Origin of the sequence: Cribrihabitans marinus, assembly GCF_900109035.1 — a bacterium.
GTDB classification, from domain to species: Bacteria; Pseudomonadota; Alphaproteobacteria; order Rhodobacterales; family Rhodobacteraceae; genus Cribrihabitans; species Cribrihabitans marinus.
In genome coordinates this window covers 37,301-62,599 of sequence record NZ_FNYD01000004.1, presented here as the reverse complement: position 1 = coordinate 62,599, position 25,299 = coordinate 37,301, and the positions used below count along the sequence as shown (strand labels likewise).

Below are 25,299 nucleotides of genomic sequence, written 5' to 3'. Positions count from 1 at the left end.
AACGAAGGTGCGGGCATGATCGAGATTGCAGGACAGACTTACGCGCTGGACGACCCGCTGGTGATCGGGGGGCTGGTGGCGGCAGGCGTTGTTCTGCTGATCCTTCTGATGCTGTTCATGGCCCTGAACGCGGCGCGCAGCTCGGCCCGCATGACCGGGCCGCTGGTGCAGCAGGTCACGATGCTGGGCCAGAACGTGCAGCAGCTGGGACAGGGGCAGGAGCAGCTGCGCGGCGGCCTGCAATCGGTGTCCGAGACGCAGGCCAATGCGCAGGTGCAGGTGATCCAGACCGTCGAATCGCGCCTGTCCTCGGTGCAGCAGCAGATGAACGACCGCCTGGCCGACAACATGATGCGCCAGAACCGGGCTCTGACCGAGATGCAGGAGCGGATGAAGGAAACCCTGCACGGCTCCTCCAAGCAGACCGCGACCTCGCTGACCCAGTTGCAGGAACGGCTGGCGACAATCGACAAGGCGCAGGACAACATCACCAAGCTTTCGGGCGACGTGCTGTCGCTGCAGGACATCCTGTCGAACAAGCAGACCCGGGGCGCCTTTGGCGAGATCCAGCTGAACGACATCGTGTCCAAGGCCCTACCGCCGGACAGCTATGCGCTGCAGCACACGCTTTCGAACGGCAAGCGCGCGGATTGCCTGGTGCATCTGCCGAATCCTCCGGGGCCGATCGTGATCGACAGCAAGTTCCCGCTGGAGGCCTATGAGGCGTTGCGCAAGGCCGAGACCCAGGCGCAAGTGACCGAGGCCGCCCGCTTGCTGCGCGGCGCGCTGCGGGCGCATATCAAGGCGATTGCCGAGAAATACATCATTGATGGCGAGACCGCGGATGGCGCACTGCTGTTCCTGCCCTCCGAGGCGGTCTATGCCGAGTTGCACGCCAATTTCCCCGAGGTCGTGCGCGAAGGGTTCGCCGCACGGGTCTGGATCGTGTCGCCGACGACCTGCATGGCCACGCTCAACACCATGCGCGCCATTCTCAAGGACGCGCGGATGCGCGAGCAGGCCGGCCATATCCGCAAGGAACTGGGGCTGCTGCACAAGGATGTCGAGCGGCTGGGCGACCGGGTCGGCAATCTCGACCGGCATTTCTCGCAGGCGTCCAAGGATATCTCGGAGATCAAGATCAGCGCCGACAAGGCCGGCCGTCGGGCCCAGAGGCTGGACAATTTCGACTTCGAGGAACTGGCCCCCGACGACGAGGAGGCGCGTATCGTGCCGCTGAGCCGGGGCGAGGCCTGAGCGCCGGAAACCGAAGGCCGATCCGTTCCATACGCACGTGATACAGCCCGCGGGGCCGCCATGACCGACCAGACCGAGCCCGTCGGCGAAGTCGACGCCCTGATGCGCCAGGCGGCGCTCGACGCCGAGCGGCTGCTGTCGGGCCTGCGCATGTTCGTGGCGTTGGGGCTGGGGCTGTTCTTTCTGGTTGCGGTCAAGCCGGCTGATGCGTTGCAGGAACCCGTCCTGCTGCGCCAATGGGCCTTCGCCGGCAGCACGATGATGGGGTATTTCCTGCTGGGCTTGCTGACCTGGATCCTGTCGGCGCGCGGGCTGTTCCGGATGTGGGGCGTCTGGGTCGTGGCAACCGCCGACACCCTCTTTGTCCTGTCCGGCCTTTGGCTGAGCCTGATGAACACCGGGCTGGAGCCGGGCGCGATCTTCGTCTTTCCGTCGGCGTGGCTGGTGCCGCTGGTCCTGGCCTTTGCGGTGATCCGGGGCGATCCCTGGGTGATGGCGTTCACCGTTGCGGTGCTGTGTCTCGGGCTCGCCCTGCTGGCCATCGGTGGCGCGGAGAGCGGTCAGCAGGGGCGGCGCGAAACGCTCGACCTCTTCCTGTCGCTGCCGCCCAATGTCATGCGCCTGGCGATGATCGCGCTGGCCGGGATCGTCCTGGTGACCGCCGCGCGCCGTGTGCGGCGGTTGCTGCTCCGGTCGATTCGCGACGCCCGGTCGCGCGCGAACCTCACGCGCTACTTGCCGGCCCAGCTTGCGGACGATCTGGGCGAGGTGGGGCTGGCGGCGCTGCAACGCGGGTCACGGCAGGAGGTCGGGCTGCTTTTCGTCGATATCCGCGGGTTCACCGGCATGACGCAAGAAATGCCGCCCGAAAAGGTCTCGGAATTCGTTTCGGATTACCGCCGCCGGGTGTCGGCGGCCGCCGAGAAGACACGGGGCATCATCGACAAGTTCATGGGCGATGCCGTGCTGATCGTGTTCGAGGGAGACGGGGCCGCAAGGCGCTGCCTGGATTGCGGCCTGATGCTGCGCGCCGACATCGCGGATTGGAGCAAGGCGCGGACGATGCGCGGAGACGCGCCCGTCCGTGTCGGGATCGGGATGCACTGGGGCGAGGTGTTTCGCGGTGTCGTCGGCGATGCAAACCGGCTGGAATACTCGGTGTTTGGTGATGCCGTGAACATCGCGGCCCGACTGGAATCGCTGACCCGCGAGATGGAGATGGATGTGATCGCCTCCCGCGACCTGATCGCTACGGCAAAAGCCGAAGCCGGGTCGCTGGGATTTATCGACCTGGAGCCGATCGAGGTGCGCGGCCGGACGGGCGCGTTGGCCCTGTCCGGCGTGGCGAAGGATGCTCCGCTCAGATCCGCAGGAACGGCTGCGCCAGTCTCGGGATCCAGCTCTTGAAGCGCAGCGGCGCATCGGTCACGGCCAGGCAGATGCAGTCCTCGGAGATATCGGCAACCGGGGTGTGTTCCAGATCCTCATCGGCCACCTCCACGTCGCCACGGGCGAACCGGTCCACCTCGTCCGAAAACGCCCCTTGAAGCACCATCGTCAGTTCGATGCCCTGGTGGCCGTGATCCGGCACCGCCGCGCCGGCCGGGATATACAAAAGGCGCGCACTGGCCGTGCCCGAGGTCGGCAGGATCGCCTGCCGCACCCCCATCCCGATCGGCTTCCACCGGACCGAGTCGAGATCGCCGCCGACATAGTCCTGCAGCGGGCCGGGAAACACCCCTTCGGACGCTCGGATCTGCCGCGCCGGCACGTCCTCGCCATCCTCGAGCATGGCCAGTGTCGCATCCAGCGCACCGGCATCCATCGCAACAGCGTCGGTGTTGTCCTCCAGCAAGCAGCCGCCCAGGATGTCGAAGCTTTCCATCTGGGCGCGACAGGTGTCGCAGAGCGACAGGTGTGTCGCGACCATCAGGTTCATCGCCTCGGGCAGGGCGCCGGCGGAATAGCCCATCAGCAGGGCATCCGTCAGGTGGTGTTTGATCGTCTCAGTCATGTTCGTCCATTCACTTCATCGCGTGGCGCAGGCGGTCTAGTGCCAATCTAATCCTCGATTTGATCGTTCCCAGCGGCAGACCCGTCTGTTCGGCGATCTCGCGGTGGCTGAGGTCGCCGAAATACGCCTTCTCGATCAGTTCGCGCTGTGCGTCCGGCAGTGCCTTGAGCGCCGTGCGCAGATGCGCGGTTTCCTGTTGCAGGACCAGGATGTCGGCCTGTTCCGGCTCGGCCTCCGGGCCCCACGGCAATTCCTCCGGTTCGGGTCGACGCTCCTTGCGAAGCAGATCGATCCTGCGGTTGCGGGCGATCGTGAACACCCACGTTGCGACCGAGGCGCGGGACGCATCGAACTGATGCGCCTTGTGCCAGACGGTCACCATCACCTCCTGCGCACATTCCTCGGCCATGACAGGGTCGGACCCGGACCGGATGAGGAACGATTTGATCCGCGGGGCAAAGTGCTGGAACAGGGCGGCAAACGCCGATTTGTCCCGCGCCTCACGGATCAGCCGCATTTCGGCGACCCATTCTTTCGGTTCGTTCGAACCAGTCTTCTTCACGTTCACCGCGATTGTTCCGGCCTTTCTCCGCGTGGTCCTCGACGCTTTGCATGGCGCAGCTTCGGCTTCCGGCCCATGGTATCCCGCCGTATCAATTTCGGTGAACATATGCCTGTTACGTGTCCGAACCCAAGTCGGATCACCGCAGGCGCAAATGATTTTCTTTTCATCCGGTCGGAATTTCGCACCGTAAGATCAATAAGAACGGAATGCAGGCGGAGAAAAACAAGACATGCCTTTCGAACAGCTGGGGGGAATGCCCCGCAAGATTGCCGTGATCGGGGGCGGCATATCGGGGATGGGCGCTGCAAATGCGCTGTCGGACGCGCACTGCGTCACGCTCTTCGAGGCGGAACCCAGGCTGGGCGGGCATGCCCGAACCGTGATGGCCGGCCGGAACGGGGATCAACCCGTCGACACCGGGTTTATCGTGTTCAACCGGGCGACCTATCCGCATCTGATCGAGCTGTTCGTCAAGCTGGATGTTCCGGTGGCCCCCAGCGACATGAGTTTCGGTGTATCCGCCAAGGGAGGGCGTATCGAATACGCGCTTCACAGCGCCGACGCCATGTTCGCGCAGCGTCGGAATTTCGTGCGGCCGGGCTTTGTCCGGCTGGTGCGGGACCTGTTTCACTTCAACGCGCATGCCGCGCGCTTCGCGCATGACCAGACAATTACCGTGCGCGAATTGCTGGCCCGTCTCGGCACCGGCGAGTGGTTCCGCAAGTATTACCTCGAGCCGTTCTCGGGGGCGATCTGGTCCACGCCGAAGGAGAAGATCCTGGATTTCCCGGCCTGGGCGATGATCCGGTTTTTCGAGAACCATGCGCTTTTGGGTTATGCCGGACAGCATCAATGGTTCACCGTTCAGGGCGGATCGGTCGAATATGTCCGCCGGCTTGAGCAGGCGATGCGCGGCAAGGGCGTGCAGATGCGCCTGGGCGCGCCCATCGCCGGGGTGCGCCGGGGTTCGGCCGGCCCGCAGGTGCGGGTGCGCGGCGGCGCGTGGGAGCAGTTCGACGAGGTTGTCCTGGCCACCCATGCCGACGACACGCTGTCGCTGCTGGCCGACGCCACGCCTGAGGAACGCCGCAACCTCGGTGCGATCCGCTATCAGCCGAATGACGCGGTTCTTCATGCCGATCCGTCGGTGATGCCCCTGCGCAAGAAATGCTGGGCCAGCTGGAACCATACCGAGGAGACCAACGCAGCCTCCGACCGGATCGACCTGACCTATTGGATGAACTCTTTGCAGCCGATTCCGCGGGACGATCCGATGTTCGTGACCCTCAACTCGCGCCGCCGCATCCGCGAGGAACTGATCTATGACCAGACCACCTTCCGGCATCCGGTCTATGACGGCCCGGCGCTTGAGGCGCAGGCGCGGATCGCGGCCTGCAACGGACGCGCGGGCACCTGGTTCTGCGGCGCCTGGATGCGCAACGGGTTTCACGAGGACGGGCTGGCCAGCGGCATCGACGTGGCCCGGGCGATCGACCGCCTGGATACGGCCGGCGTGCCCGCGGAATGAGCGGAGCGATCGACCATATCCCGGCCCATACTTACCACGGGCGCAAGGGGGCGGTTCGAAACGGGTTCCGCTATTCCATCGACTATGTGCTGGTCGATCCCGAAGCGCCGGCTTCGGGGCCGGCCCTGTTCTCGTGGGATCGGGCCAATCTGATGAGCTTTCGCCCGGCCGATCACGGCGGGCCGCCGGGCAAGGGCAGCGGCGCGACCTGGCTGCGCGAGCAGTTCCGGCGGTTCCAGTTGCCGCAGCCCGCGCGACTGTCGCTGCTGGCCCAGCCGCGGGTGATGGGATACGTGTTCAACCCGGTCAGTTTCTGGTTCTGTCATGACGAGCGAGACCGGCTTTATGCCGTGGTTGCCGAGGTCACCAACACTTTCGGCACGCGGCACAGCTATCTTTGCCACAAGCCTGACCTGTCGCCGATCGGCCCATCCGACCGGCTGACCGCCAGCAAGCAACTGCACGTTTCGCCGTTCCAGCCGCGCGAGGGCGATTACACGTTCCGGTTCGATCTGACCGGCGACCGCGTGGGTGTCTGGATCGACTATGGACGCGCGCGGGGCGGGTTGATCGCCACGCTGACCGGGCGTCGCCAGGCGCTGACCACAGGTGGGATCCTGCGCGCCGCGCTGCGCCGGCCGTTCGGCGCGCGCCGCGTGATGGCCCTGATCCACTGGCAGGCAGTCAAGCTGTGGCTTCGCGGCGCGACCTTCCGGCGCGAACCGGCCCCGCGGCAGCCGGATGTGAGCCGGGGATGAGCGTACTCGCCGCCCATATCCGCGCCGTACCGGGCTTGCCTGCCTATGCGCTGTTTGCAGCGCTTCTGGCGGCGGCGGGCCTGCCGCTCTATATCCACGCGCCGAAATTCTATGTCGACGCCTATGGGGTCAGCCTGGCGGCGCTGGGCGCGGTCCTGTTCGGGCTGCGCCTTCTGGACGTGGTGCAGGACCCCCTGCTGGGGCACCTGTCCGAACGCCTGCGCCACCGCCGCGGCCTGGCCGCCGGCGTGGCGGTGGCGGTTCTGGCCGGGGCGATGCTGGGCCTGTTCGCGGTTGTGCCGCCGATCTCTCCGCTGCTGTGGTTCGCCGCGATGCTGACGCTGGTGTTCTCCGCCTTCAGCTTTCTGACCATCAGTTTCTATGCCCAGGGCGTGGCCAAGGCCGGCGATCTGGGCGCGACCGGGCATCTGCAACTGGCGCGCTGGCGCGAGACCGGCGCGTTGCTGGGCGTTTGCGCGGCGGCGGTGGCCCCGGTCCTGCTCACCGGCGCGGTGGACAGCCCTTTCGCAGGCTTCGCGGCCCTGTTCGCGGGGCTGGCGGTCATTTCCTGGCTGGCGATGCGCGGCGAATGGGCGCCGTCGCCGGTGCCGCCCTCGGCCGGGTTCGGCCCCGTGGTGCGGGACCGCGTGGCGCGCAGGCTGCTGCTGATCGCCTTCCTGAACGCCGCGCCGGTCGCGGTGTCCTCGACCCTGTTCCTGTTCTTCGTCGAAAGCCGGCTGCTTGCCCCGGACAGCGCGGGACCGCTTCTGTTGCTGTTCTTCCTTTCCGCGGCGGCGGCGGCACCTGCCTGGGGCCGTGTGGCCGAGCGGTTCGGCACCAAGCGCACGCTGATCTGCGGCATGGTGCTCTCGATCCTGGCATTCGGCTTCGCCGTGACTCTGGGTGCCGGCGATGTCGTGGCGTTCGGCATCATCTGCGTGCTGTCCGGGGCCACGCTCGGGGCCGACATGACGCTGCTGCCGGCGATGTTCGCGCGGCGGATGGAGCGCGTGGCACCGGCCGCGGCCGAGGGGTTCGGCCTGTGGTCCTTCGTGTCGAAGTCCACTCTGGCCTTTGCCGCGATCGTGCTGCTGCCGGCGCTCGAGGCCGCCGGGTTCCGCGCAGGCTCCGACAACGACGCCGCGGCGCTCTGGACGCTCTCGCTGTTTTACGCGGCGGTGCCCTGCGGCCTGAAACTGCTCGCGCTGGCGCTGCTGGCCGCGACCGATCTGGAGGATGATTGATCATGGATCTCATTGTGTTTGCGACCCTGGGCGCGCTCGCCACGTTGGCGGCGCTCTGGCTCAAGCGGCGGTTTCTGTCGTTCACGGCTCAGACGCCGGATGACTATGCCACGCGGGACGGGCCGCAATTCGACCTGCGCCGGCACCTGAACGGGCCGATCCTGTGCGACGGGGTGATCTATGGCCCGACCGGGCGCGTGACCTCGCGCTTCGTCGGCCGATTCGAGGCCCGGTGGAGCGGCGATTCGGGTGTGATGAAAGAGCATTTCCAGTATGACAGCGGCACGATCCAGGATCGGGAATGGTCGCTGTTCCTGTCCGAGGACGGCCGCATCACCGCGACCGCGTCTGACGTGATCGGAACCGCAAGAGGCTGGCAGCGTGGCCCCGCCGTGCAGCTGAAATACCGCATCAGGCTGCCGGAAAGCGCGGGGTCCCACGTTCTCGACGTGGTCGACTGGATGTATCTGACGCCGGCGGGCACCATCGTGAACCGCTCGCAATTCCGGAAATTCGGGATCCAGGTGGCCGAACTGGTCGCCACGATGCGCCCCGACGAGAAAGCCGCCGAGAAAGCCGCCGAGAAAACCAAGGCTGCGGAGAAGAGGAACGCCGCGTGAGGGAGTGGTCGGGCAAACGCTATTGGCTGATCGGGGCAAGCGAGGGGCTGGGCGCCGCGCTGGCCGAGGTGATGAGCCGCGCGGGCGTCAGCCTGGTACTGTCGGCGCGCTCGGCCGACCGGTTGCGGGACCTGGCCGGGCGCCTGCCGGGCCGCTGCGAGGTCGTGGCGCTTGACGTGACCGATGCCGATGCCGATGCCGTGCGGCACGCGGCCGAGGAGGTGGGCGAGGTGGATGGCGTCGTCTACCTGGCGGGGGTCTACTGGCCGATGGCGACCCAGGATTGGGATTTCGACAAGGCCAACGCGATGGCCGACGTGAATTTCACCGGGCTTATGCGGGTGATGGGCGCTGTCGTGCCGGCGATGGTGGCGCGCGACCGGGGCCACCTGGTTATTACCGGGTCGCTGTCGGGGTTTCGCGGCCTGCCCGGCGCCATCGGCTACTCCGCCTCCAAGGCCGGCGTGATGACGCTTGCCGAGAGCATGTATGCCGATCTGCGCAAGACCGGGGTGGAGGTCCAGCTGGTAAACCCAGGCTTCATCCGGACCCGCCTGACCGACAAGAACGACTTTGCCATGCCGTTCATCATGGATCCCGAGCCGGCGGCGCGGATCGTGTTCGACCACATGGGCACGGCCAAGTTCAAGCGCAGCTTCCCGGCGCTGTTCAGCCGGGTGTTCCGTGGCGCGCAATTCCTGCCCGACTGGCTCTACTACCGGCTCTTTGCGTAAGATCAAAGACGATGTTACCCGGGCTGGTGTCTGGTGGATCCGGACACAGCGGACAGGAGAACGGGAACATGCTGGAGATTTCAGCGCGGAAAGTGGCTCAGGTGGCGATGATGGGTCGCGAACTGGGCCGGGCCGAGGGCGAGCTGCGCGCCTTCATCGACCGGATGAGTGAGGACGAACAGGCCGAGCTGGTGGCGATCATGTGGATCGGGCGCGAGAGCTTCTTTCGCGAAGACCTGGCCGAGGCGATTGCGACGGCCAAGTCCGAGGCCTCGACCCCCTGCGCCGATTATCTGCTGGGCACGCCGCACCTGTCCGACCATCTGGAGAACGGGCTGGATGCGCTGGGGATCTCGGCCGAGGATGTCGAGAACGACCTGATGTGAGGCGCGGCTCCCCGGTTGGGGATTGAGGGGCCAGCCCCTCAGACTCCCCGGAGTATTTCGAAAAAGATGAAGTCCCGGGGCCGGGCTCAGGCCAGGTGGTCGACCAGCTGAAGATGCTGTGCCAGACGGTCGACCTCGCGCATCCAGCCGGTCACCAGTTTCGGATCGGCGGGCGCGGCGTGAACACCGGCCGGGATGGCCCGCGCCATCACCGCCTCGACCGCAAGCGACACCGGGACCGAGACCAGCCGCGCCATCGCGCTGCCGCGCGCGTCGCCCCAGGCGTCCATCACGTAGGTCCGGTGCCAGACCGCCGTGCCATCGCGGTCCGCGCGCAGCGAGACGCAGAGCACCACCCGGTCCGGTTCGCCCGCGTCATAGGCGTTTTCGGCCCAGAACCGGTTGGACATCTCCTTCAGCCGGGCCTCGCCCTCGGGGCCGGTCAGCGTTTCCACCTCGGCGAACACGTCCTTCCAGGCGTCGGCCCAGCCGTTGAGGCGCAGGGTGCCGCGCACGAACTCGCGCACCGGCCAGCCGTCTTCAAAGCCGTATTCGGCCATGAAGGGGATGGAATCGCGGTTCGGATAGACCTCGAAGCGTTCCGGCACGGGCAACGGCGCGTCATAGCTGGTGATCGCGTCCCAGGGGCGCTCGATGCGAAGCTCGGAATAGTCCCGGATCGACCGCGACGGCGAGCGCAGCGCCTTGAGCACGCCCAAGGGCGACCAGCTGAACTTGTAGCGGAATGGGTTGGGGATCTTGGGCACACCGCCGCAATAGGAGGTGAAGCTGATGTGGTTGTCGGCGGCAAAGGCGTCGCTGGCGCGGTAGGCGGCCACCAGGGCATGGGCCATCAGGTGGTCGATGCCGGGGTCCAGCCCGACCTCGTTGACCAGGGCGACCCCGGCCGCGCGGGCCTTGTCGTCGAGCGCGCGCATCTCGGGGGAGATGTAGGAGGACGAGACGAAATGCGCGCCCTTGTCGATCGCCAGTCCAGCCAGCGGGACGTGCCAGTCGCCCGGCAGCATCGACACCACGACATCGCCCGGGGCGAGGTCGGCCCCGAGCGCGTCGGGATCGAAGGCGCGGATCCGGTCGGTCAGGTCGCCCACCGCCTCTTGCGCCTTGTCGGGCGTCCGGTTCCAGACGGTCACGTCATGGTCCGCCTCGATCAGGCGGCGCAGGCCGGGGATGGCCGAAAGGCCGGTGCCGCACCAGTGAATGGTCATCGCTCAGATCCTCGCTATGTGGTCATCGAATACTGCCCGGGCCCGCGCCCAGACGCCGGCGTCGATGTCGTCGAGCGCCAGCAGCGACGGCAGAAGCTGCGCGGCGAAATCCCCGGAGCTTTCCAGCGGAAGCATCGAGGGCAGGTTGTCGATCGCCATCACGTCCAGCACCGGGTTCTCGGCGACCCGCACCACCGGCCGGTCCCAGGTGGTCGCCTGGTCATAGACCGGCACCGGGTTGTAGTCGCTGTCGGGGTCACAGGCGACATCGCCGACCACCGACAGGCGCCGCGCCGCGCCCAAGGCCGCGCGTGGCACGAAGACCGGCGTGCCGGGGCGGGCGAAGATGCAGTTCAGGAACATGTCATGGTCGAGGATCTCCGGGAACGGCCCGCCGCTTGCGGTTTCGGCCATGTCCCAGGCGGTCACCTCGACGCCCAGCGCCCGGCACAGATCCGCCGCGCCGGTCCCCACGCGGCCCAGCGCCCCGATCACGATGGCGGTCGGGCGCTGCGTATGACCCAATGCAGTGCCCAGTTCGGCCAGCATCGCACCCTTGTCCGGATAGGCGCCGACCGGCCCGCAGGTGTCGCCGCGCCGCTGCGCCGCCCAGGCCATCAGGCTGACCGCGGCGCCGGCATAGCCGGCCCAGTAGCCGAAGGCGGCGACCCTGCGGCCCTCCGCGTCGGTGAGGTACTCCAGGTCGTAGAGGGCGCCGCCGCCGGCCTTGAACCGCTCCAGCAGGGCGCGGCCGGAATGCTGGCCCTTGAAGGCGTGGCCGAACATGATGTGGCGGTGGCGCAGCGGCGTACCGTCCTCGGGCAACTCCTTGAGGCCGAAGACGATCGCGTCGCCCGGCGCGTCGGGCCAGGAGCCTTCGGGCGCGATCTCGCAGCCTGCGTCGGCATAGGCATCCGTTGGAATGACGCGGCTGCCGCTGTCCTCGACCGTGACGCGATATCCCGACGCGCGCAGCCGGCGCGCGCCGTCCGGGGCCAGCCCGACCCGATCCTCGTTGGCGCGTTGCTCGGCGCGAACCCAGAGATGTGTCATGTGGCGCTCCTGTTCCGGAAGGGATCAAAGATGGGTCTGGGCGAACTGGCGGTCGGGCGCCTCGAGATGCGGGACGGCGTTGAACAGCACCGGAGTCATGTGTTCGCCAATCGGGAACAGGCGGTGCATCGACGTGTTCATGATGGCAAGAGCGACGCGCGCCATGGCCGGCACGCCAAGGCCCATCGCCCGCCGCATCGCCATCGAGATCAGACCGCCCGAGGTCACGACGATGGCCGGACCCGCGCCGCCGGCGATCTCCTGCAACGCCTCGGAAACGCGGGTCTCGAACGCCTCGAAGCTTTCGGGCGCGCCGGCGATCTCGTCGCGCTGCCAGGCGCCGAAGGTGCGCGGCAGATGCACGATGAAGCCTTCGCGGTCGGTGGGGATCGGTACGCCGTGCTGGTCCTCGTAGAGCTGCGCCAGCGTGAAATAGGCCACTTCGTTCAGGCGCGGATCGCGGATCGGATCGGGCAGGCCCATGCTGGCGGCGGTTTCGACATGCCGGGTCAGCGTGCCGCAATAGACGCGCGGATGGCTGGATCCGGTCTCGCGCAGATGCGCGCCCAGCCATGCCGATTGCCGGTGTCCCAGCGGGCTGAGCCGGTCATAGCTGATTTCGTCGCGGGCCTCGGTGTTGGCCTGTCCGTGCCGGATCAGGGTGATGTGGGACATGGCGAACGCTCCTTTCCGACGGGTTTTAGGCAAGCCGCGCGGCCGGCGCCAGTGACGTTTTTCCGACCCAGGGGTCCGGCCGCTTGCGGAGCGCGTGCGCCGCAGTATCCTCCGGCACCGGAAAGGGAGGTCTGACATGGCAATCGACGGAGCGCGATTTCTGCGGGATTTGCACAGGCTGCGCGAATTCGGCGCGGCGGGCGTGGGCAAGGGGGTCGTGCGACCGGCTTATTCGGATGCCGATATCGCGGCGCGCGCGTGGCTGGCCGAGCGGATGCGCGAGGCCGGGCTGACGCCGCATTTCGATCCGGTGGGCAATCTCTTCGGCCTGGCCGACGGGCCGTCCCTCCTGCTTGGCTCGCACAGCGACAGCCAGCCCGAGGGCGGCTGGCTGGACGGCGCGCTGGGCGTGGTGGCCGCGCTGGAGGTGGCGCGGGCCAGCGCGCGGCCGGTCTCGGTCGTCAGCTTTCAGGACGAGGAAGGCCGCTTCGGGGTCACGACCGGTTCGGCGATCTGGAGCGGGGCGCTGCCGCTGGACAAGGCGGATGACCTGACCGATCACACCGGCCTGTCGCTGGCCGAGGCGCGCGGGCGGATGGCGCATCTGGCCGGCGATTTCGTCGATCCAGGCCGGTTTGGCGGCTTCCTCGAGATGCATATCGAGCAGGGGCCGGCACTGGACATGTCGGATGATCGGATCGGGGTGGTCTCAGACATCGTGGGAATCCGCGACATGAACATCACTTTCACCGGGCAGCAGAATCACGCCGGAACCACGCCCATGGCCCTGCGCCGCGACGCATTCCAGGCGCTGAGCCTGTTCAACATGCGGCTGGCCGACCGGTTGCGCAACGTGGTCACGCCCCAGACGGTCTGGACCATCGGGCATGTGGCGCTGCATCCCAACGCCTCCTCCATCGTGCCGGGGCGTGCGACCTTCTCGATGCAGTGGCGGGACGGCGATGCCGACCGCCTGTCGCGCATGGAGGAGATCGTGCGAGAGACCGCGGCTGAAATCGCCGGCGAGGCGGGGATGGAACTGGCCTTTGGTCCGATGCTGGGGATCGAGCCGGTAGCGATGGACGGCGATCTGCGCGCGGCGCTTGAGTCGGCGGCTGAGCAGGTCGCGCCCGGCCGCTGGCGACGGATGCCTTCCGGCGCGCTGCACGATGCGGCCAACCTGGCGCGGTGCATGCCGGTGGCGATGCTGTTCGTGCCGTCCATCGGCGGGATCAGCCATGCCTTCGAGGAGGATACCGACGAAGGGGACCTGGTGGCCGGGCTGGACGTTCTGGCGCGCGCGGTGGACGGGCTGCCCTAGGGTCCGAAGATCGGGAAAGTGAGAGGCTGGACAGCGACCCAAGCGGGGCTCGTTGTGGCTGCTTCCTTCCGGACCTGACCAGTTTGGCGAGGCGCTCGCCCGCGCCAGCCTCTCAAGCGCCGATATAGGACGCCTGCGACCGGTGTGCAAGTCGAAGACCGGGCGGTTACAGGCCGATCCGGAGCCGCGCGAAACCGGCCGCGTCAAGGCCGTCATCGGCCAGAAACAGGCCGGCCAGGTCGTCGAGATGGTCCCGCGCGCCGGGGCCGGTGCGCAATGTGACCTGGGTGCCGGGCAGCGGAACGAAGCGCCACGGAACAGGCAATCGGAGGAAGGGATCGGTGACCGGCCCCCTGCCAAGCTCGCGCTGCAGGAGGTCGCCGATTCCGAGCCGGGGAAGCGGAATCTCCTCGGACCGGGCCAGGGCGCGGAAATGCCCGCCGCCGTTCAGGCGGTAATTGTTGGTGGCCACGACAAAGCGCTGATCGGGCTCGACCGGTTCGCCGCACCGGCGCAAATCGCGGATCCGGCCGGGACCGCCCTTGATCCGTGTGCCGTCGGGAAAGAACGCCGCCGGGGCAGACGGGTCCACCTGCCAGGTGACGCCGTGGATCACGTCGAAGTTGAACCCCGGCCAGTCCCGGTTCGCGAGCGGCCCCTCCGTGGTGCCGGACCGGACCCGCGCGAACAGCCCTGCCGACATTTCCAGCCAGTCGCACAGCGCGGCGCCGGTCACGATGACCGCCCGCAACTCGTTGGCGAAGGGGTAGAGGTCGGCCACATGGCGCCGCGACAGGGCACCCGCCGGAACGTCCGAATAGGACATGGGCCCCGCGCGGCCGCCGAACTTGGCCGGCGCGACGGCCGCCAGCACCGGCAGGCCCTCGGCGCGTGTACCGTTCAGATAGGGGCGGATCGCGCGCATCTGGGCCTCGGCGACGAGGGCAAGGGACCGGTCGGGGGCGCAGAACGAGAAATAGCTGTGCAACGGCACCCGGCTCCGGCCCGCGGGTTCTTGCATCCGGCGGCGGGTGGCCGCGTGGCTGCCGGCAATCGCGCGCAGGATGTCGGGCGCTTCCGGGGCCAGTTCGGTCAGCCGGCCAACCGGCCCACGCATCGCGACCGGGCGTAGCTCGACGCGGTTGTCGGCGCAGTCCCATCCGCCTGCGCCGTCGGCACGCAACTCGAGGTCGATGATTCCGAGGTGCGAGCCGGCCGACCCCGGCATGACCACCGGTTTGCCGTGCACCCGGCCGCGCACCGGATCGACCTGCGCGTGGTCCGTTCCCGATGGGTCCGGCAACAACAGGTGCGTGTGCCCGGCGATCACCGCGTCGATCTCGCCCAGCGAGCAGAGCGGGATCAGGGCGTTCTCCAGGTTCGGACGATGGGTGGACGGGCCGAGGCCGGTATGGGCCAGCGCCACGACGATCTGGCATCCCTCGCGTTTCAACTGGCGGGCGGTTCTGCGTACCGCGCACAGGATGTCGGATGCGCGCATGTGGTCGGGCAGGACGTGTGCGTTCCACCGCAAGGTCTGTGGCGGCAACACCGACAACACGCCGACCCGCAGCGTATGGTGGCGGCCTTGGCTGAGAGTCTCGCGCTCGATCACCAGCCGGTCGTGCCAGGCGGCTTGTGTGCCCGGCAATTCGAGATTCGAGCAGATGGCGGGGCAGGGCGCTGCCCGGAGCACCGCGTTCAGACGGTCGAGGCCGAAATCGAAATCGTGATTGCCCAATCCGATCGCGTCATAGCCGAGCACGCCAAAACTCTTCAGCAGCGGGTGACGATCGGTCGGCGTGGACAGGATGTGATGATCGAGCGGCGCACCTTGCAGGCTGTCGCCATTGTCGAACAGCAGGACCGTGGCGCCCTCGGCCCAGGCTTCGCGTCGGGCCGCCCGGATCAGCGTGCCGGTGCGGGCGAGACCGACGCCCGGATTCGACCGCTCGCTGTAATAGTCGTGGCCGGACAGGTTCATGTGCAGATCCGTCGTCGCCAGAATCCGCAATCGCGCCTGTGCGCCCCGAGGCGGGATCTCCACCGGATGCCCGCCGGCGGTTTCTGTCGATGCAACGTTCATCACGGTACTGCCCCCACTCTCCCCAGGGTTGAATCTCGTCGAGAGTGGCGAATGGCACCAGCGAAAAACCGAAATTTCCCGGGAAACGCGCTGAAGTGAAGCATACGGGACGCGGTTGGTGACGATTGGGCATTGTCCGGGCCGGGCGACCGTGGCAGCCCTGTTGCCACGGCAAAGGGGGTCGGGACGGAATGAGGCACGCGGAACAGGTGACATTCGGCGGTCACGGTCTGGATCGGGCGGCGCATCTGCGGGGCTCGTCCGAGGCCCAGCAAGAGTTGCGGGCGCAGCCCGGGGCCCGGTGCATCCTGGTTTGGCGCGGCAAGCCGGCCGTCACGGCGTCGGGGCAGACGGAACTGCGCCTGCTTCGGGTTTCCCTGGACGATGCCGTGCTGGCGGGATCGGAGATGCTGGTCTTTCTGGGGCGCGAAAGCGATGGCGCGCCGATCTTTGCCGCCGATATCTCGTACTGGCAACCGGATGGGCAGGATCTGTCGGCGCTGGGCCAGTTCACCGACCCAAGCGAACAACAGCACCCGAACCTGCCGGATGGCCATGCCTTTGCCGAGCTGCGCCGGATGATGACCCGCCTGTCAACGCACGAGGCGGAGCTGGCCGCCACGGCCAAGGCGATCCTGGGCTGGCATCACACCCACGGTTTCTGCGCCTGTTGCGGCGCCCGCAGCGCGGTTGCACAGGCGGGATGGCAACGCGGGTGCCCCAGCTGCGGCGCGCAGCATTTCCCACGGACCGACCCGGTGGTCATCATGCTGATCACGCATGGCGACTCGGTGCTGCTGGGTCGATCTCCGGGATGGCCCGAGGGGATGTTCTCGTTGCTCGCGGGGTTCGTCGAACCGGGCGAGACCGTCGAGGCGGCGGTCCGGCGCGAGGTGATGGAGGAGGCCAGCGTGCCGGTCGGTGAGGTCAGCTACCTGGCCAGCCAACCCTGGCCCTTTCCGTCGTCGCTGATGCTGGGATGCCGGGGCGAGGCCCTGTCGCGCGAGATCCGCATGGATCCGACCGAGATCGAGGATGCCCTGTGGCTGTCGCGCAGCGAGATGATGCAGGTCTTCGCCGGCGAGCACGTGCAGATCAAGCCCGCGCGCAAGGGTGCGATCGCGCATTTCCTGCTGGAGAACTGGCTTGCGGACCGGCTGGATTGAGGCGACACTCCGCCCCGGTCACGGCAGGGCAATGACGCATGAAGTTTTCCGCCAGGGAGGACATCGAGGCGCCGATCGGCGACGTTTTCGATATCCTGTCCCGCTTCGATCAGCACGAACGGTCGGCGATCCGGCGGGGCATCGAGGTGCAGCGCCGATCCGGCGGTGCCACGAACAGTGCAGGACTGGAATGGGAATCCCGGTTCGAGGCGCGCGGGCGCATACGCGAGGTCCACACAAGGCTGGCGCGCTATGAGCCGCCTTCGCTGATGCGGTTCGAGTCGCTGTCGGGCGGGCTGGAGGGGGTCGTCAACCTGGAGTTGCTGGCACTGTCGCCGCGCCGCACCCGCTTGGGGGTCGATGTCGACCTGCGGGCCAGGACCCTCACGGCGCGGCTGTTCCTGCAGTCCCTGAAACTGGGCCGCAAGTCGCTGATGCAAAGGCTCCGCCTGAAGCTGGAGCAGTTCGCCAAGGATGTCGAGGCGCGGAATCCCGGCCGCGTCTGAGCCGCGTCAGCCGCGTTCGCGCGCTGCCGGGTAGACGCCCAGGATCTCCAGCTCGGCGGTGAAGTAGGAGAGTTCGTCCATTGCCAGCTTGACGTTCGCGTCGTCGGGATGCCCCTCGATGTCGGCATAGAACTGCGTCGCGGTGAACGAGCCGTCGACCATGTAGCTCTCCAGCTTGGTCATGTTCACGCCATTGGTCGCGAAGCCGCCCATCGCCTTGTAGAGCGCCGCGGGGATATTGCGCACCTGGAACACGAAGGAGGTGATCATGCCGTGGTCGCCGCGCCGCGATTCGTCGACTTCGCGCGACATGACCAGAAAGCGGGTCGTGTTGTTGCCGTGGTCCTCGATATGGCGTGCCAGGACCTCCAGCCCATAGATCTCGCCGGCCAGTTCGCTGGCCAGCGCGGCCACGCGCGGGTCGGCGCGTTCGGCGATCTCGCGCGCGGCGCGGGCATTGTCGGGGCTGACGCGCCCCACGATGCCATGCTCCTTCAGGAACCCCGCGCATTGCGGCAGCAGCACCAGGTGCGAATGCGCCTCGGTCACGTCGGCAAGCCTGGCGCCGGGCACGGCAAGCAGGTTGATATGCACCCGGACAAAGGCCTCGTCCACGATGTGAAGACCGCTATGGGGCAGCAGCCGGTGGATGTCGGCCACGCGCCCATAGGTGGTGTTCTCGACCGGCAGCATCGCCAGTTCGGCCCTGCCGTCCCGCACCGCCTCGATCACGTCCTCGAAGGTTCGGCAGGGCAGGGCCTCCATTTCGGGGCGGGCCGTGCGGCAGGCCTCGTGACTGTAGGCGCCGGGTTCCCCCTGGAATGCGATACGTCCGGTCATCTTTTTTCGGTTTCCCTGCAAGAAGATTGCGTTTTGGTCGATTGGTCGCGGTGTCTATACCTTGCCTCTTGCAAGGGGAAGCCTTAGACACCCGCGCAGACAGCGGAAATGGACAAGCGATCAATGTTCGACACGATGACAGTTACCAAGGCCGCAGCGGCCCTGTGTGGTGCCCTTCTGGCGCTTCTCCTGGCCAAGTGGGCGGCCGAGTCCATTTATCACGTGGAGGCCGATGGCGAACCCTCCTACGTGATCGAGGTGGCCGATGGTGGCGACGAGGCCGAAGACGAGCCGGAAGTGAGTTTCGCCGAACTCATGGCCTCTGCTGACCCCGCAAAGGGCGAGCGCGTCTTCAAGAAGTGCTCGGCCTGTCACAAGCTCGAAAAGGGCGCGAACGGAACCGGCCCCTATCTCTACGGCGTCGTGGGCCGGGAAGTCGCGGCGGCCGATGGGTTTGGCTATTCCGACGCGATGGCGAGCCATGAGGGCGAGTGGACGCCTGAGCAGCTGGATGCCTTCCTGGCCAAGCCGAGCGACGTCGTTCCGGGCACCTCGATGAGCTTTGCGGGGCTCAAGAAGCAGGACGACCGTGTGAACCTGATCGCCTATCTGAATGAAAACTCGGACTCGCCCTATGTGATCGAGGCGGCAGCCGAGGAGGAGCCTGCGGAAGGCGCCGAAGCGGCCGACGGGTCGGCGGCCCCCGAAGATGCCGAGGCGACGGAAGAGACCGAAGCGCCCGGAGGTGGGGATGCGGCGGCTGAAGAGACCGAGGCAACCGAGGAACCGGCGGCCGATGAGGGATCGGACGCCACGGAAGAACCGGCCGCAACCGAAGAGTCGGGCGCGACCGAGGAATCCGAGGCGACGGAAGAGCCAGCCGCGACCGAGGAGCCCGAGGCAACCGACGAGGCTGCCGCGACCGAAGAGGAAGCCCCCGCGGCGACCGAAACCGCGGCGGTTTCCGGCGACATCGAAAACGGCGCCAAGGTCTACAAGAAATGCGCGGCCTGCCACAAGCTGGAAGAGGGCAAGAACCTGGTTGGCCCGCATCTCTACGGTGTCGTCGGCCGTGAGGTGGCCTCGGTCGAAGGCGTCAACTATTCCGACGCCCTGATCGAGCTTGGCGGCACCTGGACGCCCGAGCGGCTGGATGCCTATCTGACCAAGCCGCGCGATTTTGCGCCGGGCACCAAGATGACCTTTTCCGGCCTGCGCAAGGAAGAGGACCGCACCGACGTCATCGCCTATCTTGACAGCATCGACGACTGATCGACGCACCGGAAGGCCCGACAGATCCAAGCCGTCGCGTCCGCGCGACGGCTTTTTCATGTCCGGCGGATCCGCGTTGCGGTCCGGTTCGCGCCCGACTTCATCCCGCCTTCACGAATTCTCAACTTGAACATCGGCGCACTGGCAAACTAGCGTGTGTGAACCACGTTCAGACGTGATCCAGACAACATCGGGAGCGGCCGGCATGACAAGACTACCCTTCAAAGGTGACCGTTTGGCGGTGGATCGCAGAACAACGCTCAAGTTCATGGGGGCGGGCGCGCTCGCGGCGGCCAGCGGATCGGTCTCGAGCCTGGCTCTGGCCGGTGAGGACGATATCATCCGGGCGCATGGCTATTCCTTCTTCGGGGATCTGAAATACCCTGCCGACTACACGCATTTCGACTATGTCAATCCCGATGCTCCTGTGGGCGGCGAGATCTCGGTCGGCACGCTGGGCACATTCGACGGGATGAACCGGTTCAACTGGCAGGGCAAGGCCGGGCTCTATTCCGGGCTGATCGCCGAGAGCATGTTCGGCGATGGCCCGTTCGGCACCCCGACGCCAGCGGATTCGGTGACCGAGGGCTATTGCCTGATTGCCGAGGCGGTCGAGTATCCCAAGAGCAAGCAATGGTGCGTTTTCCACATGCGGCCCGAGGCGCGCTTTGCCGATGGCACACCGCTGACCGCCCATGACGCCGCCTTTACCCATGACCTGTTCCTGGAACAGGGCATCCGCAGCTATGCCCGCGCGGTCAAGGAGCGGATCACCGGCTACGAGATCATCGACGACCACACCATCCGCTACAACTTCGCCGACGGCATCTCGCGCCGGTCGCTGATCAGCCAGGTCGGTGGCACGCCGGTCTTTTCCAAGGCCTGGTACGAGGAAACCGGCGAGCGGCTGGACAAGCAGAGCCTCAAGACCCCGATGGGCAGCGGCCCCTACGTGGTCGAGGATTTCGAGATCAACCGGTTCATCATCTACAAGCGCAATCCCGACTATTGGGGATGGCACCTGCCGATCAACAAGGGCCGGCACAATTTCGAACGGGTGCGGGTGGAGTATTTCTCGGACGATGCCGCCGAGTTCGAGGCGTTCAAGGCCGGGATCTATACGTTCCGCGCCGAAGGGAGCGCCCGGAAATGGGCCACCGGCTATGACTTCCCGGCGATGCAGAAGGGTACGGCCAAGCGCGAGGCGCTGCCCGATCTGACCCCGCCGACGCCGACCGGGTTCGTCTTCAACCTGCTGCGCGAGCCCTTCACCGACATCCGCATCCGCGAAGCGCTGGGCCTGGCCTACAATTTCGAGTGGAGTTCCGCCTCGCTGGAATACGGACTGACCACGCAGCGCCATTCCTTCGTCGAAAACACCGAGATCGAGGCCAAGGGCGTGCCCGAGGGGCTGGAGAAGACGTTCCTGGAATCGCTGGGCGATGTCGTCCCGGCGGAAATCTTCACCCAGGAGGCTGTTCGCGCGCACAGTTCCGACCCCGAACGGGTGGTCGACCGCCGCAACAAGCGCCGCGCCCTGAAATTGTTCCAGGAGGCGGGCTGGACCGTCAGTTCGGGCGGCAAGCTGCGTGATGCGGACGGCAACCCGATGCAGTTCAAGCTGATGATCTCGGCCTCCACCTCTCCGACCGTCGAGGCGGTGGTGACCACCTATGTCGACAACCTGAAGAACTTCGGTGTCGACGTGACGGTCGAGAAGGTGGACAGCGCCCAGTATGCCCAGCGGTTCTATGACAAGGACTGGGACATGATGTATTTCCGCAACCAGACGTTCCTGACGGCGGGAACCGGCCTGAAACAGGCCTATGGATCGGAAAGTGCGGTGGTGTCCTCCTACAACCCGCAATCGCTGCAAAGCCCGCTGATCGACGCGATCATCGAAGGGGCGCTGGACACCACGTCGCGCGAGGAAGAGATCGCGTCGCTGATGGCGCTGGACCGGGCATTGCGCCATCTGCGCATCCAGATCCCGGCCGGCTATATCGCCGAAAACTGGGTCGCCTACTACGATATGTACGAACGTCCCGAAGACCTGCCAAAGTTTGCGGTGGGTTACCTGGATTTCTGGTGGTTCAACGAGGAAAAATACCAGGCGCTCAAAGCCGCCGGCGCAGTGAGGTAAGAGACCCTTGGGCGCCTATATCCTTCGCAGATTGCTGCTGGTGATCCCGACGCTGCTCGGCATCATGATCCTCAATTTCACGCTGGTGCAATTCGTGCCCGGCGGCCCGATCGAGCAGATCCTGGCCCAGGTACAGGGCGAGGGCGACGTGTTCGGCGGCTTTGCCGGCGGCGACGCCGCGCCCGTTGAGGAGACATTCGGATCGGACAGCGAATATATTGGCGCGCGCGGTCTGCCCAAGGAATTCATCGAGCAGTTGGAAAAGGAATTCGGCTTCGACAAGCCGCCGCTGGAGCGGTTCCTGAACATGTTGGGCAACTACCTGACGCTGGATTTCGGCGAGAGCTATTTCCGCTCGATCGACGTGACCGACCTGGTGCTGGAAAAGATGCCCGTGTCGATTTCGCTCGGGCTGTGGTCGACCATAATCGCCTACCTGGTGTCGATCCCGCTGGGCATCCGCAAGGCGGTCAAGGACGGGTCCACCTTCGACACCTGGACCAGCGGGGCGATCATCGTGGCCTATGCGATCCCGGGGTTCCTTTTCGCCATCCTGCTGCTGGTGCTGTTCGCCGGCGGCTCCTATTGGCAGATCTTTCCGCTGCGCGGGCTGACCTCGGACAACTGGGAAAGCCTCGGCCTGGGCGGCAAGATCGCGGATTACTTCTGGCACATCACCCTGCCGGTCCTGGCCTCGACCATCTCGGCCTTCGCCACGCTGACGCTGCTGACCAAGAACAGCTTTCTGGACGAGATCAAGAAACACTATGTCATGACCGCCCGCGCCAAGGGGCTGAGTGAAAAACGGGTCCTTTACGGCCATGTCTTCCGCAACGCGATGCTGATCGTGATCGCCGGGTTCCCGGCGGTGTTCATCGGCGTGTTCTTCTCGGGCTCGATCATCATCGAGACGATCTTTTCGCTGGACGGGCTGGGCCGGCTGGGCTTCGAGGCGGCGGTGGCGCGCGACTATCCGGTGATCTTCGGCACGCTGTTCATCTTCGGCCTGATGAGCCTGGTCGTGGGCATCCTGAGCGACCTGATGTATGTGTTCGTCGACCCGCGCATCGATTTCGAAAAGAGGGAGGGGTAGATGGCGCTCTCTCCGCTCAATGCGCGCCGGTGGCGGAACTTCCGACGCAACGGCCGGGCGTTCTGGTCGCTGATCCTGTTCTCGATCCTGTTCGGCCTGTCGCTCTTTGCCGAGTTCCTGGCCAACGACAAGCCGATCCTGGTGAACTATCGCGGCGAGTACTTCACGCCGATCTTCAATTTCTACGCCGAGACGGATTTCGGCGGCGATTTCCAGACCGAGGCCGCCTATCGCGATGTCGAGGTGCGCTGCCTGATCGCGACCGGCGGGCTGGACGCCTGTTTCGACACGCCCGAAGAGCTGATCGAGGCGGCTGCGGCCGGAACGGTCGAGGACGCGGAATTTGCCAAGGGCTGGATGATCTGGCCGCCGATCCGCTACAGCTATGACACCCCGGTCGACCGCCCCGGTGCGGCCCCGCTGCCACCCAACGAGCAGAACTGGCTGGGCACCGACGACACCAAGCGCGACGTGCTGGCCCGGGTGATCTACGGCTTTCGCCTGTCGATCGTCTTCACCCTGGTCGTGACCACCATCGCCAGCCTGGTGGGGATCTTCGCGGGGGCGATCCAGGGCTTCTTCGGCGGCTGGCTGGACCTGATCTTTCAGCGCATCATCGAGATCTGGTCGGCCACGCCGTCGCTCTATGTGATCATCATCATGTTCGCGATCCTGGGGCGGGGTTTCTGGCTCCTTGTGGGCCTGATGATCCTGTTCTCCTGGACCGCGCTGGTCGGCGTGGTGCGGGCCGAGTTCCTGCGGGCGCGCAACCTGGAATATGTGCGGGCGGCCAAGGCGCTGGGGGTCGGCAACATGACGATCATGTTCCGCCACATGCTGCCAAACGCGATGGTTGCGACGCTGACCATGCTGCCCTTCATCGTCACCGGAACCATCGGCGGGCTGGCTTCGCTGGACTTCCTCGGTTTCGGCCTGCCGTCTTCGGCGCCCTCGCTGGGCGAGTTGACCCTGCAGGCCAAGCAGAACCTGCAGGCGCCGTGGCTGGCCTTCACCGCGTTCCTGACCTTCGCGATCATGCTGTCGCTGCTGGTGTTCATCTTTGAGGGGGTGCGGGATGCGTTCGACCCGCGCAAGACGTTCAGCGGCGGTGCGCCGATGCCCGACAAGGCGGCGGACCATGTGATTGTCATGGACGCGGTATCCTCCGACGATGCGGGAGACATGCGATGAGCGGTCCGGTTCTCGAGGTCCGCGACCTCCACGTGTCATTCACGCAGGACGGGGCGACGACCCGCGCGGTGCGCGGCGTCTCTTTTGCCGTGAACCGGGGCGAGACCGTCGCGCTTGTGGGCGAGTCGGGGTCGGGGAAGTCGGTCACGGCGCTTTCCACCGTGTCGCTTCTGGGCGACAGCGCAAGCGTCCGCGGATCGGTCACCTATGACGGCCAGGAAATGATCGGCGCGTCGGAGCAGCGGCTGATGGACGTGCGCGGCAACGATATCAGCTTCATCTTTCAGGAGCCGATGACCTCGCTCAACCCGTTGCACACGATCGAGAAGCAGATGGCGGAGAGCCTGGCGCTGCACCAGGGGCTGGCGGGCAAGGCGGCCCGTCCGCGGATCGTCGAACTGCTGGACCGGGTGGGCATCCGCGATCCCGAGGAGCGGCTCGATGCCTATCCGCATCAGCTCAGCGGCGGACAGCGCCAGCGGGTGATGATCGCCATGGCGCTGGCCAACAAGCCCGACATCCTGATCGCCGACGAGCCGACGACCGCGCTGGACGTGACCATCCAGGCGCAGATTCTGGAACTGTTGGCCGAACTGCAGAAATCCGAGAACATGGGGATGCTGTTCATCACCCACGACCTGGGCATCGTGCGGCGAATCGCCGACCGGGTCTGCGTGATGAAGGATGGCGAGATCGTCGAGTCCGGTGCGACCGCGAAGGTCTTCGATCACCCCGAGCATCCCTATACGAAGAAGCTGCTGGGGGCCGAACCTTCGGGCTCGCCCGATCCGGTGCCGGAAGGGGCGGAGGCGATCGTCAGCACCGACCATCTCAAGGTCTGGTTCCCGATCCACCGGGGGCTGCTCAAGCGCACCGTCGGCCACATCAAGGCGGTGAACGACGCGAGCATCGACCTGCGCGCCGGCGAGACCCTGGGCATCGTCGGCGAGAGCGGGTCGGGCAAGACCACGCTGGCACTGGCGCTGATGCGGCTGATCGGGTCCGAGGGCGGCATCACCTTTCGCGGGCGCGACGTCCGCAAATGGTCCACGCGCGAGTTGCGGCGGCTGCGCAAGGACATGCAGATCGTGTTCCAGGATCCGTTCGGCAGCCTGAGCCCGCGCATGACCTGCGCCCAGATCATCTCGGAGGGGCTTGCGATCCACAAGGTGGACCCGCACCGCAAGCCGCGCGAACTGGTGGCCGAGGTCATGGGTGAGGTCGGGCTGGACCCGGCGATGATGGACCGCTATCCGCACGAGTTCTCGGGCGGCCAGCGCCAGCGCATCGCGATTGCCCGCGCGATGGTGTTGCGGCCCAAGCTGCTGGTGCTGGACGAACCCACCAGCGCGCTGGACATGACGGTGCAGGTGCAGATCGTCGACCTGCTGCGCAACCTGCAACGCAAATACGGGCTGGCCTATCTGTTCATCAGCCATGACCTCCGGGTGGTGCGCGCGATGTCGCACCAGATCGTGGTGATGAAACAGGGCGACGTCGTGGAAACCGGCGCCGCCGAGGACCTGTTTCGAAACGCGCGCACGGATTATACCCGAACGCTGATCGCGGCCGCGGGCTGAGATACCTCCGGCCGGGCGCGCCGCCGGAGGCCCCGGGT

The 25,299-nt window shown here is 66.5% G+C and carries 23 protein-coding genes and 1 other RNA gene; 16 read left to right on the top strand and 8 right to left on the bottom strand.

Annotated elements, in window-relative coordinates; genetic code table 11:
• The first annotated feature begins 15 nt into the window (after window positions 1-15).
• Both BMX57_RS07490 and BMX57_RS07485 read left to right on the top strand, forming a co-directional pair.
• A complete protein-coding gene (locus BMX57_RS07490; RefSeq protein ID WP_092364534.1) occupies window positions 16-1,257 on the top strand; it encodes a DNA recombination protein RmuC in 1,242 nt (413 codons plus the stop codon).
• Window positions 1,258-1,317: 60 nt separating this feature from the next.
• Window positions 1,318-2,664: an adenylate/guanylate cyclase domain-containing protein gene (locus BMX57_RS07485; RefSeq protein ID WP_092364531.1), complete on the top strand. Its 1,347-nt coding sequence runs from the start codon at window positions 1,318-1,320 to the stop codon at window positions 2,662-2,664.
• Here the strand turns inward: BMX57_RS07485 and BMX57_RS07480 are convergent.
• Both BMX57_RS07480 and BMX57_RS07475 read right to left on the bottom strand, forming a co-directional pair.
• Window positions 2,618-3,271, bottom strand: coding sequence for a ChrR family anti-sigma-E factor (locus BMX57_RS07480; RefSeq protein WP_092364528.1), 654 nt, complete (start codon window positions 3,269-3,271; stop codon window positions 2,618-2,620). The genes BMX57_RS07485 and BMX57_RS07480 overlap by 47 nt on opposite strands.
• 10 nt (window positions 3,272-3,281) lie before the next feature.
• Entirely contained in the window at window positions 3,282-3,788 is a 507-nt protein-coding gene (locus BMX57_RS07475; RefSeq protein WP_188569642.1) for a sigma-70 family RNA polymerase sigma factor, read from the bottom strand.
• A 277-nt stretch (window positions 3,789-4,065) separates the two neighbouring features.
• Between BMX57_RS07475 and BMX57_RS07470 the strand changes: the two genes are divergently transcribed.
• The 6 genes from BMX57_RS07470 (at window position 4,066) to BMX57_RS07445 (ending at window position 9,106) form a co-directional block, all read left to right on the top strand.
• Window positions 4,066-5,364: an NAD(P)/FAD-dependent oxidoreductase gene (locus BMX57_RS07470; RefSeq protein ID WP_092364523.1), complete on the top strand. Its 1,299-nt coding sequence runs from the start codon at window positions 4,066-4,068 to the stop codon at window positions 5,362-5,364.
• Window positions 5,361-6,122: a DUF1365 domain-containing protein gene (locus tag BMX57_RS07465; RefSeq protein WP_092364520.1), complete on the top strand. Its 762-nt coding sequence runs from the start codon at window positions 5,361-5,363 to the stop codon at window positions 6,120-6,122. Before BMX57_RS07470 ends, BMX57_RS07465 begins: the two co-directional genes overlap by 4 nt.
• On the top strand, window positions 6,119-7,366 hold the full coding sequence (locus BMX57_RS07460) for an MFS transporter (protein WP_092364517.1): 1,248 nt from the start codon (window positions 6,119-6,121) through the stop codon (window positions 7,364-7,366). The genes BMX57_RS07465 and BMX57_RS07460 overlap by 4 nt, the downstream gene beginning before the upstream one ends.
• A gap of 2 nt (window positions 7,367-7,368) precedes the next feature.
• Complete coding sequence (locus BMX57_RS07455) at window positions 7,369-7,986, top strand: DUF3833 family protein (protein ID WP_092364514.1); 618 nt, start codon at window positions 7,369-7,371, stop codon at window positions 7,984-7,986.
• Complete coding sequence (locus BMX57_RS07450) at window positions 7,983-8,720, top strand: SDR family NAD(P)-dependent oxidoreductase (RefSeq protein ID WP_092364511.1); 738 nt, start codon at window positions 7,983-7,985, stop codon at window positions 8,718-8,720. Before BMX57_RS07455 ends, BMX57_RS07450 begins: the two co-directional genes overlap by 4 nt.
• A gap of 68 nt (window positions 8,721-8,788) precedes the next feature.
• Complete coding sequence (locus BMX57_RS07445) at window positions 8,789-9,106, top strand: DUF3775 domain-containing protein (RefSeq protein ID WP_092364508.1); 318 nt, start codon at window positions 8,789-8,791, stop codon at window positions 9,104-9,106.
• Between the two features lie 86 nt (window positions 9,107-9,192).
• Here the strand turns inward: BMX57_RS07445 and BMX57_RS07440 are convergent, their stop codons facing one another.
• The 3 genes from BMX57_RS07440 to BMX57_RS07430 are packed head-to-tail and all read right to left on the bottom strand — an operon-like array spanning window position 9,193 to window position 12,063.
• Window positions 9,193-10,335: a saccharopine dehydrogenase family protein gene (locus BMX57_RS07440; protein WP_092364505.1), complete on the bottom strand. Its 1,143-nt coding sequence runs from the start codon at window positions 10,333-10,335 to the stop codon at window positions 9,193-9,195.
• Window positions 10,336-10,338: 3 nt separating this feature from the next.
• A complete protein-coding gene (locus tag BMX57_RS07435; RefSeq protein ID WP_092364502.1) occupies window positions 10,339-11,388 on the bottom strand; it encodes a saccharopine dehydrogenase in 1,050 nt (349 codons plus the stop codon).
• Between the two features lie 24 nt (window positions 11,389-11,412).
• Complete coding sequence (locus BMX57_RS07430) at window positions 11,413-12,063, bottom strand: histidine phosphatase family protein (RefSeq protein ID WP_092364500.1); 651 nt, start codon at window positions 12,061-12,063, stop codon at window positions 11,413-11,415.
• A 136-nt stretch (window positions 12,064-12,199) separates the two neighbouring features.
• Here BMX57_RS07430 and BMX57_RS07425 point away from each other — a divergent pair, with 136 nt between their 5' ends.
• Complete coding sequence (locus BMX57_RS07425; RefSeq protein ID WP_092364497.1) at window positions 12,200-13,384, top strand: Zn-dependent hydrolase; 1,185 nt, start codon at window positions 12,200-12,202, stop codon at window positions 13,382-13,384.
• 16 nt (window positions 13,385-13,400) lie between these two features.
• On the opposite strand, the gene ffs is transcribed toward BMX57_RS07425, so the two are convergent.
• Window positions 13,401-13,499: signal recognition particle sRNA small type (gene ffs / locus BMX57_RS07420), an RNA gene on the bottom strand.
• 51 nt (window positions 13,500-13,550) lie between these two features.
• Complete coding sequence (locus BMX57_RS07415) at window positions 13,551-15,470, bottom strand: 5'-nucleotidase C-terminal domain-containing protein (protein WP_177175414.1); 1,920 nt, start codon at window positions 15,468-15,470, stop codon at window positions 13,551-13,553.
• A 191-nt stretch (window positions 15,471-15,661) separates the two neighbouring features.
• Here BMX57_RS07415 and nudC point away from each other — a divergent pair, with 191 nt between their 5' ends.
• Window positions 15,662-16,636, top strand: coding sequence for an NAD(+) diphosphatase (gene nudC / locus BMX57_RS07410; protein ID WP_092364493.1), 975 nt, complete (start codon window positions 15,662-15,664; stop codon window positions 16,634-16,636).
• 38 nt (window positions 16,637-16,674) lie between these two features.
• Window positions 16,675-17,142, top strand: a complete 468-nt coding sequence (locus BMX57_RS07405) for an SRPBCC family protein (protein ID WP_092364490.1) — start codon at window positions 16,675-16,677, stop codon at window positions 17,140-17,142.
• 6 nt (window positions 17,143-17,148) lie between these two features.
• Here BMX57_RS07405 and BMX57_RS07400 read toward each other — a convergent pair whose 3' ends face one another.
• Window positions 17,149-17,982, bottom strand: coding sequence for a prephenate dehydratase (locus BMX57_RS07400; protein ID WP_092364487.1), 834 nt, complete (start codon window positions 17,980-17,982; stop codon window positions 17,149-17,151).
• Between the two features lie 108 nt (window positions 17,983-18,090).
• Between BMX57_RS07400 and BMX57_RS21055 the strand changes: the two genes are divergently transcribed.
• The 5 genes from BMX57_RS21055 (at window position 18,091) to BMX57_RS07375 (ending at window position 25,261) form a co-directional block, all read left to right on the top strand.
• Complete coding sequence (locus tag BMX57_RS21055) at window positions 18,091-19,254, top strand: c-type cytochrome (RefSeq protein WP_308419730.1); 1,164 nt, start codon at window positions 18,091-18,093, stop codon at window positions 19,252-19,254.
• 205 nt (window positions 19,255-19,459) lie between these two features.
• Window positions 19,460-21,397 carry an extracellular solute-binding protein gene (locus BMX57_RS07390; RefSeq protein WP_092364481.1) on the top strand — a complete coding sequence of 646 codons (1,938 nt, stop codon included), beginning with the start codon at window positions 19,460-19,462 and terminating at the stop codon, window positions 21,395-21,397.
• Between the two features lie 7 nt (window positions 21,398-21,404).
• The gene (locus BMX57_RS07385) at window positions 21,405-22,490 is read left to right on the top strand and encodes a microcin C ABC transporter permease YejB (RefSeq protein WP_092364478.1); all 1,086 of its coding nucleotides are present in this window, start codon (window positions 21,405-21,407) and stop codon (window positions 22,488-22,490) included.
• The gene (locus BMX57_RS07380) at window positions 22,491-23,681 is read left to right on the top strand and encodes an ABC transporter permease (RefSeq protein WP_092364475.1); all 1,191 of its coding nucleotides are present in this window, start codon (window positions 22,491-22,493) and stop codon (window positions 23,679-23,681) included.
• On the top strand, window positions 23,678-25,261 hold the full coding sequence (locus BMX57_RS07375) for an ABC transporter ATP-binding protein (protein ID WP_092364472.1): 1,584 nt from the start codon (window positions 23,678-23,680) through the stop codon (window positions 25,259-25,261). Before BMX57_RS07380 ends, BMX57_RS07375 begins: the two co-directional genes overlap by 4 nt.
• The last annotated feature ends 38 nt before the right edge of the window (window positions 25,262-25,299 follow it).

Excerpts from the sequence above, each read along its gene's own strand:
- BMX57_RS07375 (WP_092364472.1), top strand. The coding sequence starts at position 23,678 with ATGAGCGGTCCGGTTCTCGAGGTCCGCGACCTCCACGTGTCATTCACG.
- BMX57_RS07400 (WP_092364487.1), bottom strand. The coding sequence starts at position 17,982 with ATGACCGGACGTATCGCATTCCAGGGGGAACCCGGCGCCTACAGTCAC.
- BMX57_RS07475 (WP_188569642.1), bottom strand. The coding sequence starts at position 3,788 with ATGCGGCTGATCCGTGAGGCGCGGGACAAATCGGCGTTTGCCGCCCTG.
- BMX57_RS07445 (WP_092364508.1), top strand. The coding sequence starts at position 8,789 with ATGCTGGAGATTTCAGCGCGGAAAGTGGCTCAGGTGGCGATGATGGGT.
- nudC (WP_092364493.1), top strand. The coding sequence starts at position 15,662 with ATGAGGCACGCGGAACAGGTGACATTCGGCGGTCACGGTCTGGATCGG.
- BMX57_RS07415 (WP_177175414.1), bottom strand. The coding sequence starts at position 15,470 with ATGAACGTTGCATCGACAGAAACCGCCGGCGGGCATCCGGTGGAGATC.
- BMX57_RS07425 (WP_092364497.1), top strand. The coding sequence starts at position 12,200 with ATGGCAATCGACGGAGCGCGATTTCTGCGGGATTTGCACAGGCTGCGC.
- BMX57_RS21055 (WP_308419730.1), top strand. The coding sequence starts at position 18,091 with ATGGACAAGCGATCAATGTTCGACACGATGACAGTTACCAAGGCCGCA.
- BMX57_RS07380 (WP_092364475.1), top strand. The coding sequence starts at position 22,491 with ATGGCGCTCTCTCCGCTCAATGCGCGCCGGTGGCGGAACTTCCGACGC.
- BMX57_RS07480 (WP_092364528.1), bottom strand. The coding sequence starts at position 3,271 with ATGACTGAGACGATCAAACACCACCTGACGGATGCCCTGCTGATGGGC.
- BMX57_RS07460 (WP_092364517.1), top strand. The coding sequence starts at position 6,119 with ATGAGCGTACTCGCCGCCCATATCCGCGCCGTACCGGGCTTGCCTGCC.
- BMX57_RS07440 (WP_092364505.1), bottom strand. The coding sequence starts at position 10,335 with ATGACCATTCACTGGTGCGGCACCGGCCTTTCGGCCATCCCCGGCCTG.
- BMX57_RS07465 (WP_092364520.1), top strand. The coding sequence starts at position 5,361 with ATGAGCGGAGCGATCGACCATATCCCGGCCCATACTTACCACGGGCGC.
- BMX57_RS07490 (WP_092364534.1), top strand. The coding sequence starts at position 16 with ATGATCGAGATTGCAGGACAGACTTACGCGCTGGACGACCCGCTGGTG.
- BMX57_RS07390 (WP_092364481.1), top strand. The coding sequence starts at position 19,460 with ATGACAAGACTACCCTTCAAAGGTGACCGTTTGGCGGTGGATCGCAGA.
- BMX57_RS07430 (WP_092364500.1), bottom strand. The coding sequence starts at position 12,063 with ATGTCCCACATCACCCTGATCCGGCACGGACAGGCCAACACCGAGGCC.
- BMX57_RS07455 (WP_092364514.1), top strand. The coding sequence starts at position 7,369 with ATGGATCTCATTGTGTTTGCGACCCTGGGCGCGCTCGCCACGTTGGCG.
- BMX57_RS07485 (WP_092364531.1), top strand. The coding sequence starts at position 1,318 with ATGACCGACCAGACCGAGCCCGTCGGCGAAGTCGACGCCCTGATGCGC.
- BMX57_RS07435 (WP_092364502.1), bottom strand. The coding sequence starts at position 11,388 with ATGACACATCTCTGGGTTCGCGCCGAGCAACGCGCCAACGAGGATCGG.
- BMX57_RS07470 (WP_092364523.1), top strand. The coding sequence starts at position 4,066 with ATGCCTTTCGAACAGCTGGGGGGAATGCCCCGCAAGATTGCCGTGATC.
- BMX57_RS07405 (WP_092364490.1), top strand. The coding sequence starts at position 16,675 with ATGAAGTTTTCCGCCAGGGAGGACATCGAGGCGCCGATCGGCGACGTT.